The organism is Bacillus sp. FSL W8-0519 (assembly GCF_038005585.1).
Classification (GTDB): domain Bacteria; phylum Bacillota; class Bacilli; order Bacillales; family Bacillaceae_G; genus Bacillus_A; species Bacillus_A paranthracis.
Genome location: NZ_JBBOTL010000001.1, coordinates 4656811 through 4673924, shown reverse-complemented (window position 1 = coordinate 4673924; position 17114 = coordinate 4656811). Strand labels below are relative to the sequence as shown.

Annotated in this window: 18 protein-coding genes and 1 pseudogene; 14 read left to right on the top strand and 5 right to left on the bottom strand. The window is 34.1% G+C overall.

All coding sequences use genetic code 11. The annotated features are described in order from the left end of the window. Positions 1 to 33: 33 nt before the first annotated feature. Together NST14_RS24600 and NST14_RS24595 are read right to left on the bottom strand one after the other, a co-directional pair. Positions 34 to 333, bottom strand: a complete 300-nt coding sequence (locus NST14_RS24600; RefSeq protein WP_000099615.1) for a YolD-like family protein — start codon at positions 331 to 333, stop codon at positions 34 to 36. A 296-nt stretch (positions 334 to 629) separates the two neighbouring features. Beyond that, entirely contained in the window at positions 630 to 1859 is a 1230-nt protein-coding gene (locus tag NST14_RS24595; RefSeq protein ID WP_001067274.1) for a helix-turn-helix domain-containing protein, read from the bottom strand. A 370-nt stretch (positions 1860 to 2229) separates the two neighbouring features. On the opposite strand from NST14_RS24595, the gene NST14_RS24590 reads away from it, so the two are divergent. The 8 genes from NST14_RS24590 to NST14_RS24555 all read left to right on the top strand — a co-directional run bounded on the left by NST14_RS24590 (position 2230) and on the right by NST14_RS24555 (position 8868). Then, a complete protein-coding gene (locus tag NST14_RS24590) occupies positions 2230 to 2808 on the top strand; it encodes a class I SAM-dependent methyltransferase (protein WP_001176078.1) in 579 nt (192 codons plus the stop codon). Continuing rightward, positions 2808 to 3398 carry a DedA family protein gene (locus NST14_RS24585; protein WP_000418914.1) on the top strand — a complete coding sequence of 197 codons (591 nt, stop codon included), beginning with the start codon at positions 2808 to 2810 and terminating at the stop codon, positions 3396 to 3398. Before NST14_RS24590 ends, NST14_RS24585 begins: the two co-directional genes overlap by 1 nt. Positions 3399 to 3593: 195 nt before the next feature. Further along, positions 3594 to 3941: a YxeA family protein gene (locus tag NST14_RS24580; protein ID WP_048551156.1), complete on the top strand. Its 348-nt coding sequence runs from the start codon at positions 3594 to 3596 to the stop codon at positions 3939 to 3941. A gap of 75 nt (positions 3942 to 4016) precedes the next feature. Beyond that, a complete protein-coding gene (locus NST14_RS24575) occupies positions 4017 to 4196 on the top strand; it encodes a hypothetical protein (RefSeq protein ID WP_000924672.1) in 180 nt (59 codons plus the stop codon). A gap of 388 nt (positions 4197 to 4584) precedes the next feature. Beyond that, positions 4585 to 5595 carry an aldo/keto reductase gene (locus NST14_RS24570; protein WP_000653984.1) on the top strand — a complete coding sequence of 337 codons (1011 nt, stop codon included), beginning with the start codon at positions 4585 to 4587 and terminating at the stop codon, positions 5593 to 5595. Between the two features lie 17 nt (positions 5596 to 5612). Continuing rightward, positions 5613 to 6029: an SRPBCC family protein gene (locus NST14_RS24565; protein ID WP_000024113.1), complete on the top strand. Its 417-nt coding sequence runs from the start codon at positions 5613 to 5615 to the stop codon at positions 6027 to 6029. A gap of 177 nt (positions 6030 to 6206) precedes the next feature. After that, the gene (locus NST14_RS24560) at positions 6207 to 6977 is read left to right on the top strand and encodes an ABC transporter ATP-binding protein (RefSeq protein WP_000855640.1); all 771 of its coding nucleotides are present in this window, start codon (positions 6207 to 6209) and stop codon (positions 6975 to 6977) included. Further along, positions 6964 to 8868 carry an ABC transporter permease gene (locus tag NST14_RS24555; protein WP_000059446.1) on the top strand — a complete coding sequence of 635 codons (1905 nt, stop codon included), beginning with the start codon at positions 6964 to 6966 and terminating at the stop codon, positions 8866 to 8868. The genes NST14_RS24560 and NST14_RS24555 overlap by 14 nt, the downstream gene beginning before the upstream one ends. A gap of 53 nt (positions 8869 to 8921) precedes the next feature. On the opposite strand, the gene NST14_RS24550 is transcribed toward NST14_RS24555, so the two are convergent. Next, positions 8922 to 9893: an Rpn family recombination-promoting nuclease/putative transposase gene (locus NST14_RS24550; protein ID WP_103102576.1), complete on the bottom strand. Its 972-nt coding sequence runs from the start codon at positions 9891 to 9893 to the stop codon at positions 8922 to 8924. Positions 9894 to 10038: 145 nt separating this feature from the next. On the opposite strand from NST14_RS24550, the pseudogene NST14_RS24545 reads away from it, so the two are divergent. Continuing rightward, positions 10039 to 10224, top strand: a pseudogene (locus NST14_RS24545) (DUF7003 family protein); the annotation flags it as partial. A 60-nt stretch (positions 10225 to 10284) separates the two neighbouring features. On the opposite strand, the gene NST14_RS24540 reads toward NST14_RS24545, so the two are convergent. Then, complete coding sequence (locus tag NST14_RS24540; protein ID WP_000167905.1) at positions 10285 to 11187, bottom strand: diacylglycerol/lipid kinase family protein; 903 nt, start codon at positions 11185 to 11187, stop codon at positions 10285 to 10287. Between the two features lie 257 nt (positions 11188 to 11444). Further along, entirely contained in the window at positions 11445 to 11972 is a 528-nt protein-coding gene (hpt, locus tag NST14_RS24535) for a hypoxanthine phosphoribosyltransferase (RefSeq protein WP_001019304.1), read from the bottom strand. 160 nt (positions 11973 to 12132) lie between these two features. On the opposite strand from hpt, the gene NST14_RS24530 reads away from it, so the two are divergent. From NST14_RS24530 to NST14_RS24510, 5 genes are all read left to right on the top strand, one after another. Continuing rightward, on the top strand, positions 12133 to 12348 hold the full coding sequence (locus NST14_RS24530; protein WP_002156638.1) for a hypothetical protein: 216 nt from the start codon (positions 12133 to 12135) through the stop codon (positions 12346 to 12348). 184 nt (positions 12349 to 12532) lie between these two features. Further along, positions 12533 to 12865, top strand: a complete 333-nt coding sequence (locus NST14_RS24525; protein ID WP_000415597.1) for a hypothetical protein — start codon at positions 12533 to 12535, stop codon at positions 12863 to 12865. 168 nt (positions 12866 to 13033) lie between these two features. Beyond that, positions 13034 to 15778, top strand: coding sequence for an S-layer homology domain-containing protein (locus tag NST14_RS24520; RefSeq protein WP_341119193.1), 2745 nt, complete (start codon positions 13034 to 13036; stop codon positions 15776 to 15778). A gap of 160 nt (positions 15779 to 15938) precedes the next feature. Next, positions 15939 to 16382, top strand: coding sequence for an LPXTG cell wall anchor domain-containing protein (locus tag NST14_RS24515; RefSeq protein ID WP_048557020.1), 444 nt, complete (start codon positions 15939 to 15941; stop codon positions 16380 to 16382). Between the two features lie 89 nt (positions 16383 to 16471). After that, positions 16472 to 17092 carry a class D sortase gene (locus NST14_RS24510; protein WP_098487226.1) on the top strand — a complete coding sequence of 207 codons (621 nt, stop codon included), beginning with the start codon at positions 16472 to 16474 and terminating at the stop codon, positions 17090 to 17092. Positions 17093 to 17114: the final 22 nt, after the last annotated feature.

Below are 17114 nucleotides of genomic sequence, written 5' to 3'. Positions count from 1 at the left end.
TTATAGGTGAGTGGCTTTTTTGTATAGAAATAATTAACGTGCATCAATTATGTCGATGAAACTAAAGGTATGTTTACGGCCAAAGGTATCTATACATATTAAAGAACGTTTCAAAGGGTTTAATTCAATTACAGTCATATACATTGTAGGGAAATAATTATCTTTATAATAAGTGACCAATATTTGTTTTTCTGAAATGAATGAGCGTAATAAAGTGTCTTCAATTCTTTCTCTATCATCGTATGATGATACTTTTCCCGATTCTTTCATGTGAGCAGATTGTTTAGACATACTAGTCAATTGAACCGATTTTGATATATTTGTACTACTCATGCTTTCTATTCTCCTAACAATATATTTTCTATATAGGAAGGTTAATCACTATGGAAGTAACTACTGCTGATCATTCCGAAGTACCTTGTGTTAGTTTTATTATGTCTGATTGGGAAGCGAATTTGCTTAGTACTAAAAAATTATCAAATTCATTCACTTATTTATAGTAATTTATTTGTCATTTTTGTACTTTTTTGAAGAGGATTAAAACTTTATTTTGGATGAAGGAGAGGAAATCAAATGGAGGAAGGTGAGCAAGTATGACAACTATCTCACCCTCTATTAAGAAAGCGTTTTTATATAACGGTATGATTTTCACGATATTGTCTAGGAGTCATGTTAGTAATTTTTTTGAAGACTCTCGTAAAATAGCTTTGATCATTAAAGTTGAGCCAGGCACAAATATCTGATAGTGGGTAGGTCGTTAATGTTAATAACTTTTTGGCTTCTTCTACTCGTTCCCTCTGGATGTATTCACTTAAAGGAATTCCCACTTCTTTTTTAAATAGCTTTGATAAATAAGTAGGGGAAATATGTAAAAGGTTAGCAAGGTCATTAAGAGTTATTTCATCGTAAATATGTTTGTGAATATGATTTAGGCATGTAGTAATGGCATTAGAATATGCTTGATTATTATATTCTTTTACACGTTCTGCAAAAGTACATAATGCATCTTCAATTAATCTATTTACGGAATACATGTTGTCTAGTTTTTCAATGGTTTGAATATATAAAGTACCGAGTGAAAAAGCAATATGTGATGGAAGATTACCATCTATCGCATATCGAATAGCTAGCGTAATGGCGATAATGCCATTATTTTTTTGGTTTCTTAGTTGATCTCCTTTAGATGAAATTGCTGAATCTTCTTGCGGGAAGGAATATGCATATTGTATGACTTTTTCTTTATTGCCTTCTTTAATTGCAGAAAAAAATTTACGTTCCAATGATATGTCATAATGTTGCGGATCATGCCGAAGACGTTTTGAAATGTATAGATCAGGATTTACGATTTTATAAGAAACATCTTCGAGCAATTTATTTTTTTTCCAAACAATATCGCGATCTAATTTTTCATTGAAAATGACGTAATGTAACCAAATACTTATATCAATTAGTGTACTTTTTTTCATCTCGGGTAGAAATTGATAGTAGTCTATTCCTTGCTGCGTTTTATCATTACAGTTGAAATACTTCATAAGTTTAATAGCCATTTCATCTGATACTTTTGGGTAAGTGGTAGGGCCGATTATAATCGTTCCTTTTATATGTTCATGATTTGTTATATGAATGCTAATGAAATTCTCAAGATATTTATTCCCTTTGAAAATTGGAAAATTACAAGGAGCATTTTCTTGATAAAGTTCATTCAGATGTTCTTCTTTAGAAGTATAAAAAGGACTACCAATCGTATGAGAAGTAGATTCATATACAATTTTTTTATTAGTAGCTAAAAATTGAACAGGTACATGAAAAGTGCTATGTACAAGGTCGCATAAGTGCTGTATGTCGATATAATTATTCATAATCTTCTCCTTTTAAATCGTTTTGAAATATATTTGAACCTATATTCGTTTCTACAAAATATAAATTTCTTATTATTTGAATTTCTTTGCTCATACAAAATAATTACATATGTTGGATAATAATGAAAGGTAATTGACAGATTTATTTCTACAGATGTTGTATGAAAATAGACGTAGTGATGGTACCTTCCATAAAGTTCTTTTTATATCTATTATACCAAATTAATAAATATAAGAGAGATGTTTATATATAAGAACAAATGATATATTCTTCATAAAATCTTAAGAAATCTCCTCAATTTTTGTTAAGAAACGATAGTTATACTTAGAAACAAGTTAAAAACTATTGAACGAATGGGGAGAGGTTTACATGCAGCTCATAACATTCTTACATGAATTTATTAAACATCCGAAACATACTGGTGCAGTTGCGCCAAGTTCAAAAATATTAGCAAAGAAAATGGTAGATGTAATTGATTTTAATAAAGCAAAATGCATTGTAGAGTTAGGGCCTGGTACAGGGGTTTTTACGAAGGAGATTATGAAGAGAAAAAAGAAGGGAACAATATTTCTTCTTATTGAAATAAATGAAGTGTTTTGCAAAGAGCTAAAGAGAAAGTTTAAAGATGAGCAGAACGTCATTGTTGTGCACGGTTCAGCTGAAAATATAAAGAAGTATATGGAAGAGTTTCATATAGAATGCGTGGATTATGTCTTATCGGGATTACCTTTTACCTCTTTACCAGAAGAAGTTTCAAAACGCATTTTAAATAATGTAATGGAAGCAATACATGAGAATGGGGAATTCATAACATTTCAATATTCACTTGTGAAAAAAGGATTTATACAGCATTTCTTTCCTCAAATTACATTAGAAAAAGTGTGGCTCAATTTCCCGCCAGCGTACGTCTTTAGCTGTAAAAAAGAGCTAAGGAGAGTATATGCATAATGGAATTGCATGAATTATTATCCTATATTGAGCAGTATGGTTATTGGGCGTTATTTTTCTGTTTATGGTTGGGTATTATCGGTATGCCAATTCCAGACGAAATGATTGTAATGAGTGGCGGATTTGTCTCTTCACTAGGGATATTAAGTATCATTCCTGCATTTTTATTAACGTATTTAGGAGTTGTATCCGGACTTTCTTTAGGTTATATACTAGGGAAAATATTTGGTACAAAAGTACTTCATAAACTAATGAAAAAGAAAAAGGCAAAATATCTTTTGAAATCTCAACAAATGGTAGAGAAATATGGTCATTATGCGTTAGTTACAAGTTACTTCATACCAGTTGTAAGACATATTGTACCGTATGTAGTTGGAATGAATAACATGTCATTTCGGATATATGCTGTGTATTCCTATACGACAGGATTTGTTTGGACGCTCATTTATTTTGTGCTCGGTTCTTTATTCGGACAACATATTGAAAGAATTGTAGCAGTTGCGATAGAGTATGGTGTGTATTTTGGCGTAATTGTCGTTTTAATTGGTAGTTTGTTTTATGTAAAAAGAAGTGCGGTAGTTAGTAAATAGAAGAGGCTGTTCCAAAATACATTTTGGACAGCCTCTTCTATTGTTTATACGGTCAGCCGATATAATTTCATATATCGTGATGCCATATTACTCAACATTAAGAAAAAGTTAAGAAATCGTACGAGTTTTTATTAAGAAGCACTCTCTATACTTAGAAAAGTCTTATCGAAAAATATAATGAAAGGCGGAATATAGATGAAAAGATTTATTTTTGGAGCAGTACTTGTTATTGTCGCAGGAGCGGCATATTTATTAAATGGGAGTGCTACAGTAGATTCCATGAACCCATTTCTTAAATTAGAATATCGTTATGCGGTAATTGATAATGATGGAAAAGATTTAGGTGGAAATAAAGGCCGTGCATACACAGTGAACACATATGACAAGGATGGAAATAAAAAAGAGATAACAATTGATGGAGTGGATACATTGCAAAAAGGTTCATACTGGCATGTAATTACGAGAGGAAAGTCTGTACACGATAAAGTGCAAATAGAAGAAGAAATAATTCCTGACGGCGCAAAGGTAAAGTTAGGATTATAAGTATAAAACCGATTCTTAATTTAGAGAATCGGTTTTATTTTATGGTAAAATTTAGGTGTGGAGGGGGCGGAAGTTATGCTACTCATTGTTAGCCTTATTTTAATTGGAATCATGTGTAGTATGAGAATAGTATCATTACATATGATAGAACGAGAAAAGATAGAAGAACGATATGTATATTGTCCAAAATGTGATGCGAAAATTAGAAGAGGGAATGCTGCTCCTTTTTGTTCAAAATGTAATGTAATCTTTTAAAGAAGATAAAAAGGCCAAAACGAACATATTTCAGTTCGTTTTGGCCTTTTTTGAATGAAGAGTAATAACAACTTTCTATGTTCCACTCATAATTTCTACGGTTATCTCCGCAAAAATAGGTTTTTTTTATAAAATCATTTTATTTTGGAGCTACAGACGTTGAAACATAAAATTGTTACTTATTAGTATCTATAACACTTTAAAGTGCGTACTTTTTATTGTGTTGTAGATAAGACATAATTACATACGTGAGAGGGAAATGAGTAGTGTAGAACTAAAAAGCATATACGTTATTTTTCATAACTATCGTGCTTTAATCGGTCAGCCCTTGTCACATTAATTGATATTCATTCATCATTTTTAAATAGATTTTAGGAGGAGATTTTAAATGAAAGATTTATTAAAAGGTACACTTGGTTTTGGTACGGCACCACTAGGTAATATGTACCGTAATATTCCAGAGGAAGAAGCAATCGCAACAGTGGATGCTGCTTGGGATAATGGTGTTCGTTACTTTGATACAGCTCCACTGTATGGATCTGGTTTAGCAGAGATTCGTCTTGGTGAAGCACTATCGAAAAGAAATCGTGATGAGTACTTCTTAAGTACAAAAGTAGGTCGAATTATTTCAGATGAATTGGAAGATCCATCTACACGTGATTTAGGTGAAAAAGGCGGACTTTTCGAATTTGGTCGTAAAAATAAAATCATCAACGACTACAGTGCGGATGCAACTCTTCGTTCTATTGAAGATAGTTTAAAACGTTTAAAAACAGATCGTCTAGATTTTGTTTATATTCATGACGTAGCACAAGATTTTTATGGAGATGAGTGGATTTCACAATTTGAGATTGCTCGAACAGGAGCATTCCGTGCACTTACTCAATTGCGTGATGAAGGTGTAATTAAAGGCTGGGGCCTTGGAGTAAATAAAGTAGAAGCTATTGAACTTATGCTGGACTTAGAAGAAGCAAAACCAAATGTATCTTTATTAGCTGGTCGCTATTCATTATTAGACCACGAGCGTGCGTTAGAACGCGTAATGCCTGCGGCTGTAAAAAACAATATGGACATTGTTGTTGGTGGACCATATAGCTCAGGTGTTCTTGCTGGAGGTACTCACTTTGAATACCAAAAAGCGTCACCAGAAATCATTGAAAAAGTTAATAAAATGAAAAACCTTGCCGATCGTCATGGAATCAGTATTAAAGCTGCTGCTTTACAGTTTTCACTGGCTAACCCAGCGGTTGCTGCTGTTATTCCAGGTGCAAGTAAACCGGAACGAATTGCAGAAGACCAAGCTGCATTGAAAACAGTGATTCCAGCAGCGTTCTGGGAAGAAATGCGTGAACAAAAATTAGTTGCAGTTAATGCACCACTACCAATTAACGTTAAATAAAAAGGAGAGTAATGAAAATGGCAAATACTATTACATCTATTGAAATTCCAGCTTCACCTGCCCAAGTATGGCAATTAATCGGAGGTTTTGATGCACTTCCAGATTGGTTACCATATATCCCTAGCAGTAAAGTAACGGAAGGTGGACGTGTACGTCATTTAGCTAATCCTGATGGCGATGCAATCGTAGAGCGCTTAGAAGCATTTAATGAGAAAGAACGTTACTACACATATTCAATTATGCAAGCACCATTCCCTGTGACGAATTATTTATCTACAATCCGTGTTAAAGAAGGTAAAGATGCTAACACATCATTAGTTGAATGGTCTGGTAGCTTCACTCCTGTAGCGGTTACTGATGAAGAGGCAATTAATCTATTCCATGGCATTTATAAAGATGGTTTAGAGGCGTTACAACAAACATATTTAGCTTAATCAATTTATTAAACATTTGAAAGTCTGCAGTGTAACAACTGCAGACTTTTTTGATTATGGAATTTCTTTTTAAGAAAATATTAAGAAACCCCATTACTATTTGTTAAGAAAATGCATCTATACTGAATTCTGTTGCTTAAAACGAACAGCAAGAATTATAACAGGAGGTACAGATAGATGAAAACGATGTTAGAAGCGAAAGGGATTTCGAAAATATATAATACAGGCGGGAATACGTTTGAAGCGTTGAAAGATATTCATCTGCAGGTGAAAGAAGGAGAGTTTGTCGGTATTATGGGACCATCTGGTTCTGGTAAGACGACACTTTTGAATGTTCTTTCTACTATTGATACGGCTTCAAAGGGTGAGATTTTAATTGATGGAAAAGATATTGTGAAGATGAATGATGATGAATTGGCACTCTTTCGCCGTAATCATTTAGGGTTTATTTTTCAAGATTATAACTTATTAGATACGTTAACGGTACGAGAAAATATTGCATTGCCACTTGCTTTGTCAAAAGTGAAGGCGAAAGAAGTAGAATCTCGCGTTGAGAAGATTGCGAAGAAGTTTGGAATAGATCATATTTTAAATCAGTATCCGTATGAAGTATCCGGTGGACAAAAACAACGCTGCGCAGCATCAAGGGCAATTGTAACAAGTCCAAGTATGATTTTTGGAGATGAGCCAACTGGTGCGCTTGATTCAAAGTCAGCGACGGATTTATTAGAAAGTATGAAGACATTAAATGAAAAAGATCTTGTAACGATTTTAATGGTAACGCATGATGCGTTTGCGGCAAGTTATTGTAAACGTGTTGTATTTATTAAAGATGGAAAGTTATATAAAGAATTACATCGTAAAGGGATGACACGAAAACAGTTCTTCCAGCAAATTATTGATATGATGTCTTCCATATCTGGAGGTGCGACAAATGAGCTTATCTAGCATTGCACTTCGTAATATAAAACGAAATTTTAAAGATTATTTTATATACTTTGCCTCTATGATTTTTAGCATCGTCATTTATTTTACGTTTAAGGCGTTGCAATACAATTCACAAATAAGTGAAGCTGGAGATAACATCGGACGAGGATTCCAGCTTGCGAGTGTTATGCTCATTATTTTCGTTGCGGTATTTATTATATATTCGAATGGTTTCTTTACACGAAAGCGTAAGAAGGAAATAGGTCTTTATTCTTTACTCGGTATTCGAAAGAAAGAAATAGGTAAAATGCTTTTTTATGAAAATATGTTAATGGGTTTATTATCGTTAGTAATCGGAATTGTAATTGGTAGCTTACTTTCAAAAGGATTCCTAAAGCTACTTGTAAATATGTTAGAGCTACATGTAAATGTTCATTTTGAAGTACCAATTGGAGCTATTATAGATACAGCAGTTATTTTTTGTTTCATTATTTTATATACGTCATTTAAAGGATACCGCGTTATTTATCAATTTAAGTTAATCGAGCTATTTCGTGCAGATAACGAAGGCGAAGTTATGCCAAAAGATTCTAAAATAATGGCTATCATTTCTTTATTATTAATTGGATCAGGTTATTTCTTTTCAGTAACGGCTATTAAAAATGCAAGCAGCGATAAATTTATGCCACTTGCGCTTTATATTGTATTAGCAACAGTACTTGGAACGTATTTATTATTTAAGTTCTTTACTGTTTTTGCATTAAAAAGAGCGCGAGATAAAAAATCTTCATTTTATAATGGAATGAAAATGGTGACGACATCTCAATTACTATACCGCATTAAAGGAAATGCAAAATCGTTAGCGACAATTGCTGTATTAAGCGCAGTAACGTTAACAGCGGTTGGAATGTCTGTTACGATATATTACAACACATATATGCAGGCGAAGAAATATCACCCAGTTAGTTATTCATATGAAAAGAAAGATATAGAATTGGATCGTAAGGTGAGTGGGATTTTAAAAGAAGGAAAGAATGAAGTCATTCATCAATATGAATTAGAGACAGTAAAAGTAGTAGGAGAATACGGTGATGGAACTTCATTACAATCAAGAACAACAGAACTTATCGCACAATCATCATTTAATAAAATTGCAAAATATTTAAATGAAGAAACTTTAGATTTAAAGAAGAACGAATTGTATGCATTTGATGGTATGTACAGTGAAGGTAAGAGAGATAGTGGGGTATATAAAAATCGAAAAGCTACATTCCAAATTGAAGAAGTAGCACCAGTACAAGTGAAAGATGTACAAGCAAAAAACATTACAAACTTATATGAACTTCTAGTTGTTGTTCCAGACGAAGTATATGAGCAAGCAAAGAAGACAATTGGCTCTCATACTGTAAAAAATATTGATGTGAAAGATGAAAGAAATAGTAAAGTATTAACGGAGAATTTAAAGAAAGTAATACCGGAAGAAGATGCAGAAGGTAAAGAACAATTCAGTGATTTCTATACTATTTTCCGTGATGGTATTGAGGTATCAGGTTTAATGATGTTTAGTGGTATGTTCTTAGGACTTGTATTTTTACTCGCAACAGGGTCTATCATTTACTTCAAGCAATTAACAGAAGCACATGCAGATCGTGAGCGTTACATCGTTCTTCGAAAACTAGGTGTCACGAAAAAAGAAATGAAAAGGGCAATCGCAAAACAAATGAGATTTATTTTCTTCATTCCTTTAGTAGTTGGCATATTACACACTTTATTTGCATTAACAGGATTAGCGACAGTACTTCCGTATGAAATTGCAGTTCCGTTGTTAATTAGCATCGGCGTGTATAGTGTTATTTATATTGGTTATTATTTGTTGACGGTTCGTGCTTATTTTGGGATCGTTAGTAAATAGAAAAGAGAGAAAGAGAGCATAGTGAAAATTATGTTCTCTTTCGCTTTTTATCATTATTTATTTTCTAAAATTCGTTCAACATCATGTACACTTAATTTACTTGCCTTAGCAATCGTCTCAAGTGGTATACCAAGATCATACATACTTTTAATCATTTGGATTTTTCCCTGTTGAACTCCTTCTTTTCGACCTTTTTCTATACCTTGTTCTATACCTTGCTCTATACCTTGTTCTATACCTTTTTCTAAGCCCTTTTCCATGCCTCTTTTCATACCTTCTGTCTCTGCGTGGGCGAATTTTGCTGCTTCATCCATTAAAACTTTCTCCCTTGCGTCATAGGCTTGTCGGAAAGAGGAATCTTGACTCATACGTTCCCATTTGTTTATTGCTTTTTGTAAAATAGGGTCTTGGTTCATAGCAATATCCTCCAATAGTTTAGTTAAGTGCTCATCCTCATTTGCTGAAAGCAATAAAAGCCAACGAGCAAATGGGTCTTTCCACGGATTTACTTTTTCTTCATGCCACTGTTCTGTTAACTTTGGAATTTCTACAATGTGAATTTCTATGTCATCACTCAAGAGTTTCTGTTGTTGTGTATTCCACAATGTGCCCTTTGTATGAAATTCTTTGTGATCTAAAAACATTATGAAGTTCAATAAATTAATGGTGATGGTTTTACGAAGTGCACTGTAGGGCATCCCTTTTTGTAACTGGGATGTGTATAATTTTCCCCAATAATATAAACTGCGTTTCATCATATCGTGATTATTATTAAGCTGTATTTCTACATTTACTTTTGTCCCTGTGTCTAATGTTGCTGAAATATCTAGAATTGATAATTTATCATTTGCGTGTTCTCGGTGTAAATGTGGATCTTCTAATTGTAGAGAAGCAATAGGTGACTCTAAAGACTCTTGTAACATCGCGTTTAAAAAGGCAATGAGAATATCTTCACTACCATTCGTACCAAACAATTGTTTAAATGCAAAATCAATGCGTAAATTCACTAATTGTTGGTTGAACAAAGGTTGTCCTCTCCCTTATATGAAGGTGCTTCTTTTCTTAATTGTATCTAAAAATAACTAGAGGATGCAAATAGACCATTCTGCTATTTTTAAGTAGGATTATTATAATGTCAGAGGTAAGTATGGTTATGTTATACTCTAGTGAAATTGGGAAGTAGCGTATGAAACGGAAGAATGGAAACATGTTGAAGATGAAAAAGTAAGTGAAAATGAATTCTTCCAATCAGTAGCCGCTGCAATAGAGAAGAAAGATCCAAGTATTATTGTGAAGAAGGATGCTAATACGCACTGGAAAAATTGGGTGGAGTTTGATTACGAAAATTCATATTGAAATATCTTTGTAATAAAAAAGACGAGCTAAAATGTTAAAACTTTAGCTCGTCTTTTTGTATTACACAACCGCAGGATTATAAATCATCGTAAAGTGCCCTTGTAACAATTCAATATGACAAGGTGTATGAAGCGAACTTTCTCCATCTGTATCTACTTCTTTTTCTTCTTCTGTTTCGATATGAATGGATTTCGCTTTTACGTGGAAGATGTCATTTTCGTTTGAGTCTTCAAATAGTTTCTTTCCGATATAATCTTTAAATGCTTGAATACCTGTTGATTTGACTACGAAAATATCAAGTGTTCCGTCGTCGCATTTTACGTTCGGAATAAAGGACGGGATGCCGCCAAGATATTCACCGTTTCCAACCATGACAAGAACAGCTTCGTCTTCATATACTTGTCCGTCGTACGTAATTTTTACCGGGAATGTTTCAGCATTTTTTACAGTTCGGATTGTGCTTAAGTAGTAACCAATTTTACCAAGCTTTGCTTTCTCCTCTGCATCAATATTGTTTGATACTTCAGATACGAGTCCAATGCCCCAGAAGTTTAGGAAATGTTGTCCGTTTGCTTTTGCAACATCAACTGGTTTTACGTGTTCCTTAGTGATAAGTTTTGCTGCTTCTGCAATGTTTTGCGGAACGCCTAGTGTGCGAGAGAAGTCATTGCAAGTTCCGCCTGGAATGATCGCAAGTGTAGGTCTAGTTTCAAGAGGTGCTAAGCCGTTTGTGCATTCAAATACAGTGCCGTCACCACCAAAGACGATAATTAAATCTACTTTACTAGCAAACTCTTGGCAATATTTCGTTGCATCACCTTGCTTTTTCGTATGAAGGATATGTAAGTCAGGAAAAGCTGCGGCAAGAGGTGGTACGATTTTCGTTAAATTTGTATGTAAGTCGCCTTGTCCAGCTTTTGGATTTACGATGAGGAGTACTTTTTCAAATTTTGTCTTTGTCATTTTTCATCTCTCCCTGTTTTTTTGTAATGGAAAGAAGGAGCTGTTCCGATGTATTTCAGAACAGCTTCTTCCTATTAATAGGGTGCTAAGATTGTCGGTTATTGTCGGTAAGTCGATATATTGAAAAAATCGCCGATATAATTTGAGTTGCAGTCGATATATTTGAAAAATCGCCGATATAATTTAAGATACGGTCGATATATTTTGAAAATCGCCGATATAAATTTCATGTACTATCGATTTTTTAAGTTATATGATTATTCCGTTACAACCGAAGCAATAAATGGTAAGTTACGATATTTTTCTGCGCAGTCGATGCCGTAGCCAACGATAAATTCGTCTGGAATTTGGAAGCCAACATATTCAGCTTTTAAGTCTACCTTACGACGCTCAGGTTTATCAAGTAGCGTACAGAATTTTAACGCTTTTGGTTTATGCATAAAGAAGTGGTCTTTTAAGAAGTGAAGTGTTAAGCCAGAATCGATAATGTCTTCTACGACAATTACGTTTTTGCCAGTAATGTTTACATCGATATCTTTTAATAGTTTTACTTTGCCAGTTGTTTCTGTTTGATTTCCGTAGCTAGATGCAGAAATAAAGTCGATTGTTACATCGTTTTTAATGTGACGAATTAAATCAGCAGCAAATACGAAAGATCCTTTTAATACAGCGATTACTACAATTTCTTCTCCTTCAAAATCACGTTCGATTTGAAGTGCTAGTTCTTTTACTTTTTCTTGTAATTGTTCTTCAGAAATTAAAGTGTCTTTTATTTCAATATTCATTGGAGTCCTCCTACAGTGTAAAACTTGTGAACATTTCGACTGTAAAGGATAGAAAGGAAAAAGTCAAAGGAGATAGTAATTTTTTACAAAATACGAACAAAATCGTCTGATGATATGATATACTAATTATATTAAGAAAACGCTTCCATAAAGGGTGATGATAATGAAGAAGAAACAGTACACAACTGTAACATTTATAAAAGCATTACTATTAACAATTGTTCTTGGATTGTTGGCTTATATAATTGATGTACCAGCGATTCGGATTTCACTAATTGGAATGACTTTAGTATTAGGCGCAATTTCTCATGGTATGATGTCGCAGCTACAAGAAGCTGGACTTGATGATATGAAAGATCATATAGATAAGAAATAAGAGACCTTCACATAGGCATAGTGAAGGTTTTTTTGTTTCTTACAAAAATGTAAGGTAGTTGTAAGGGAAATCGATAGTTGCATAGTAGTGTTTTGGATAAACTATGGGTGTAAGGTAAAAGGCAAGCATATTTTAGGTAAATTAAGTTTTAGGCACTCTATATGTGAAAAAGGAGTAGGAGGGCATGGAGAAACGTTGGACGACCTTTTCTTTTTTAGCAACTAGCAACACCGTAATGCTAGCTGGCGAGATGGATTTTTTGCACTTGTTTGATCGAGAAGACGATCATTCTTCTTCTAAATTTACAATGAAATGGAATAAATGGAGCGAAAGTTGTAGGTTGGAAGAAGAGGCCCCTAACGAAGCGCAAAAAATTATTTTGACAAACCCTATTAAAGCGTGGGTTGTTCAACGTCGTAAGTGTAACGTCAAAAATCACTTAAAGAAAACTGAGCCGAGACAATTAGTTATCGCTCCGGCCCGTTCTACTTCTAAATCACGCGAAAGTAACATGTAAATAATTGAGACACACACCCGAAAAGAGCATTGTATCATACAGTGCTCTTTTTCTTTTTTGTAAAAAAGTATTTTGTTTGAGGAAAAATTTGCTATGATTATGGAGGAATCTTACATTTTACATTTAGTATGAAAGTATGATCGTAATGAAATTTGAAAAGGTGCGTGTATGATGAAAAAATATAGTGTAATTGCAGTAGCGAGTTTGTTAGCGACAAATCTATTAACCTTTCCTTCTAGTTCGCTAGCGGAAATTGAAAATAAAACGAGAAATAGTATAGAAGCTTTTTCCTATATACAGAGCAATGAGAAAAGCGAACTGCAACAACAATTAGAAGCTGTAAAAGAACGACAAATAGAATTAGAAAAAAGAGAAGAAATTTTAAAACAGCAGAAAGAATTATTTGTTAAGGTAGATGAATTAAAACAGAAAAAAGACGAGTTACTGAAACAAGATGGTGAACATAAAGTACAACTGGAAGAAGTACAGCAGGAATTAGATGAGTTGAAAAAGCAGCAAGCAGAACTTGAAGGGAAGAACCCGTTACAAGTGAAGGATAATAATGAAGAGAAAAAAGCTGCTGAATTAAAAAAACAAGAAGAACTTGAAGAGAAGAATGCATTAGAAATAAAAGAAAATAATAGCCAAGAAGAAAAAAAACTTGAAGAATTAGAAGAACAAAAAAAGAAAGAAGAGCTAAAGAAGCAACAAGAGGAATTACGAAAACAGCAGGAAGAATTGAAGAAGCAACAGCTAGAATTGGAGCAGAAAACGAAACAAGAGCTTGAGTTAACACAGAAAGAAGAGCAGGCAAAACAAGAACTTGAATTAAAACAAAAAGAGGAACAAGCAAAACAAGAACTTGAATTAAAACAAAAAGAGGAACAAGCAAAACAAGAACTTGAATTAAAACAAAAAGAGGAACAAGCAAAACAAGAACTTGAATTAAAACAAAAAGAGGAACAAGCAAAACAAGAACTTGAATTAAAACAAAAAGAAGAACAAACAAAACAAGAATTTGAATGGAAGCAAAAAGAAGAACAAGAAAAGAGAGAGACAGAATTAAAACAAGCTACCATTACAATGCAAGTAGCGCCGCAATCATTTCCTGACGTTCCAGGATGGGCACAAGAGTCTGTTTATTATTTAGTTCATAAAAAAGTTATTTCTGGGATGCCAGATGGAACATTTTCACCAAGTAAAGTATTAAGCAGAGCTGAAGCAGCAACAATTATGGCGAAAATTTTAGAATTAGAAGTTAAAGAGGGGGAGAAACCAACTTTTACAGACTCTCAAGATCATTGGGCAACTCCTTATATTGCTGCTGTGGAAAAGGCAGGAGTCATTAAAGGAGAAGGAAATGGGAAATTTAATCCGAATGGTCAAATGACAAGAGCTGCTATGGCAACGATGTTAGTACAAGCCTATCAACTAGAGAAAAAGGTTCATGAAGAATTATCAACATTATTTCCTGATGTAAAAGATCATTGGGGTGAGAAATTCATTAATATTTTAGTAAGCATGGGTATATCAAGTGGTGTTGATGGAGGACGTTGGCAACCAGATAGATCCATTACACGTGCAGAGGCAGCACAGCTCGTCGCAGTTACAGATAAGTCTAAAGACAATGAATTGAAGATGAAGAAGATAAGCATTTCGAAAAAATTCTTTACGTATAATGGACCATCTTTATCATCTGGAATTTCAAGGGAATATGGCCCTAGGGAAGTAACAGTGTATGAAGAGCGAGATGGTGGCTGGATTAGAATTCATACGGATACTGGTTTTAAGTGGGTTTGTTTAGTTGAAAAGAAAGTGAATATGAATAAAAATTTTTTGACATATAATGAGGCATCCTTATCTTCAGGGATTTCAGGTGAGTATGCTCCGCAAAGTGTAACGGTTATTGAAGAAAGAGAAGGAAATTGGATTAAAGTTTATACGGCCTTAGGCTATAAGTGGGTCTGCTTAATAGACAAAAAAGTTCAGATTGATAGAGACTTTACTACTTATGATGCTCCTTTCAGGTCTGCGAATATACTAGATTATTATGGGCCTCAAGCAGTAACGGTTGTAGAGGAAAGAGGAACTTGGCTTCGTATACGTACATATGCAGGCTATCAATGGTTGGATACGAAAAAAGAAGCGAAGTATTTATCTAAAGTGTTCTTTGCTTATGATAGTCCAAGTTTTGTATCTCGTGTATCAGGAAGGTATGCACCACAGACAGTCGAGGTTTATGGTGAGAGAGACGGTGGTTGGATTCAAATTCAAACTAGTAATGGGTTAAAGTGGGTTAATGAAGGGAATATTAATCGTAGTCAAGTTATATTGAACGTACCGTCACTGTATCAATTCCCAGAATTGCATAATGGCTGTGAAGTCGTTTCTTTACAAATGCTTGTAGAACATCAAATTGGTCGCTCGTTAAATAAAGTAGCATTTGCTTTTGAAATGCCTTTTGATCAAACGAAATTAAAGAACTATAAAACATCATCACAAATTTGGGGAGATCCAGATGTAGGGTTTGTAGGTGATGTGACAGGAAATACGCCAGGATATTCTATTAATCCCGAACCACTAAAACGTTTGTTAGATAAATATGCAAGAGGAACGAATTTAACTGGAAATGATCTTTCTGTTTTAGAAGACTATGTGAGAAATGGAAAACCAGTAGTAACGTGGGTGACTGTCGCTTTAAATAATCCAAGACCAATTACAACGTGGAAAACACCAGGTGGAAAGACAATTTCTGCAAGAATGAATACGCATGCGGTTGTTTTAACAGGAGTGGATGATAATTACGTATACTATAATGATCCTTTCTATGGAACGAAAAATGTAAAAGTGAGTAAGAGCCGGTTTGCAAGTATTTATAATCAAATGGGCAAGAAGGCCTTAAGTGTAGATTAATTTTAAAAGGTTATCCGAAGATGATTTCGGATAACCTTTTTTACAATGAAATCTTTAAATGAAATATATTTTATCTGCATCTTATATTTATATCTCTTGTTTATTCTAGTGATACATCCGATGCGAAGTGATGTAAAACGTATAAAAGGAGAGAAATACAATGAAAAAGAAACTATTACCAATCTGTGCAATGGCACTTTTAGCAGTAGGATATTCTTCAGTAGCAAGTGCCGATACTGGAACAGTAACAAAGGAAGATGCAGCGCAAGTACAACAAGATAAGGCTAAAAAAGAAGAAGCGATTAAGATACAGCAAAAAGGTGAGGAAGAGAAAAAGAGAATAGCACAAGAACAGCAAAAAGGCGAAGAGGAGAAAAAGAGAATAGCACAAGAACAGTTGAAAAATGATAAAGCAAAAAAAGAGGCAGCACAAGTGCAACAAAAAAATACTGCAACTAAAAAAGAAGTAGCAAAGCCAGTTGTACAAGGTGAAAAATTACCAAACACAGCTTCTAATAATGTAGCAATGATGGCACTAAGCGCATGCCTTGTAGGGCTAGGGACATTATTTGGTTTGAATCGTCGCAATAAAGTTAAGGCGTAAATAAAATATTCTCCTATAAAGAATGGAATAATTTCATATATTAAAAATGGTAGGTTATTCCTACCATTTTTGGCATGGAGGAATGAAGAATGAAGTTACTCAATTATATCGGTATCATATTGATGGCTATAGGACTATTTATGGGATCATATTATGCTGTGGAATGGTATAAAGGAAAAAGCTCTGCCGGGCAACTAACGAAGGAAGAAATAAAGAGCCTTAACAATATACAACATAATCAACTTTCACATGAAACCCCCGTAACTTCTCAAGTCCCTTCTTCTCAAACAGAGCATAAAGAAGGAGAAAAGGTAGCGATGTTACATATACCGAAAATAAAGAAGAAGTTTTCTGTATATTGGGGAGCGGATGATGCAACGCTGAAAAAAGGGGTTGGAATGTTCGTTAGTGATGTAACGACAACGCCATCTGGAGGGGGCCATACTGTACTAAGTGGGCACCGGGATACGGTCTTTACAGATTTAGGAGAGTTAAAAGAAAAAGATACTCTTGTTTTAGAGTATGATAATAAAACGTACACATATGAAATTCAAAAGAAGTGGATTACCCATGCGGATGATCGTACTGTTATTATAAAAAAAGAAGAACCGATATTAACACTGACGACTTGCTATCCATTTAATTATATAGGGGATGCACCGGATAGATATATTATCGAGGCGAAGTTAACTGCTAGTTATTCAAAATGAAATTATAGTTTCTGAAAGCGAG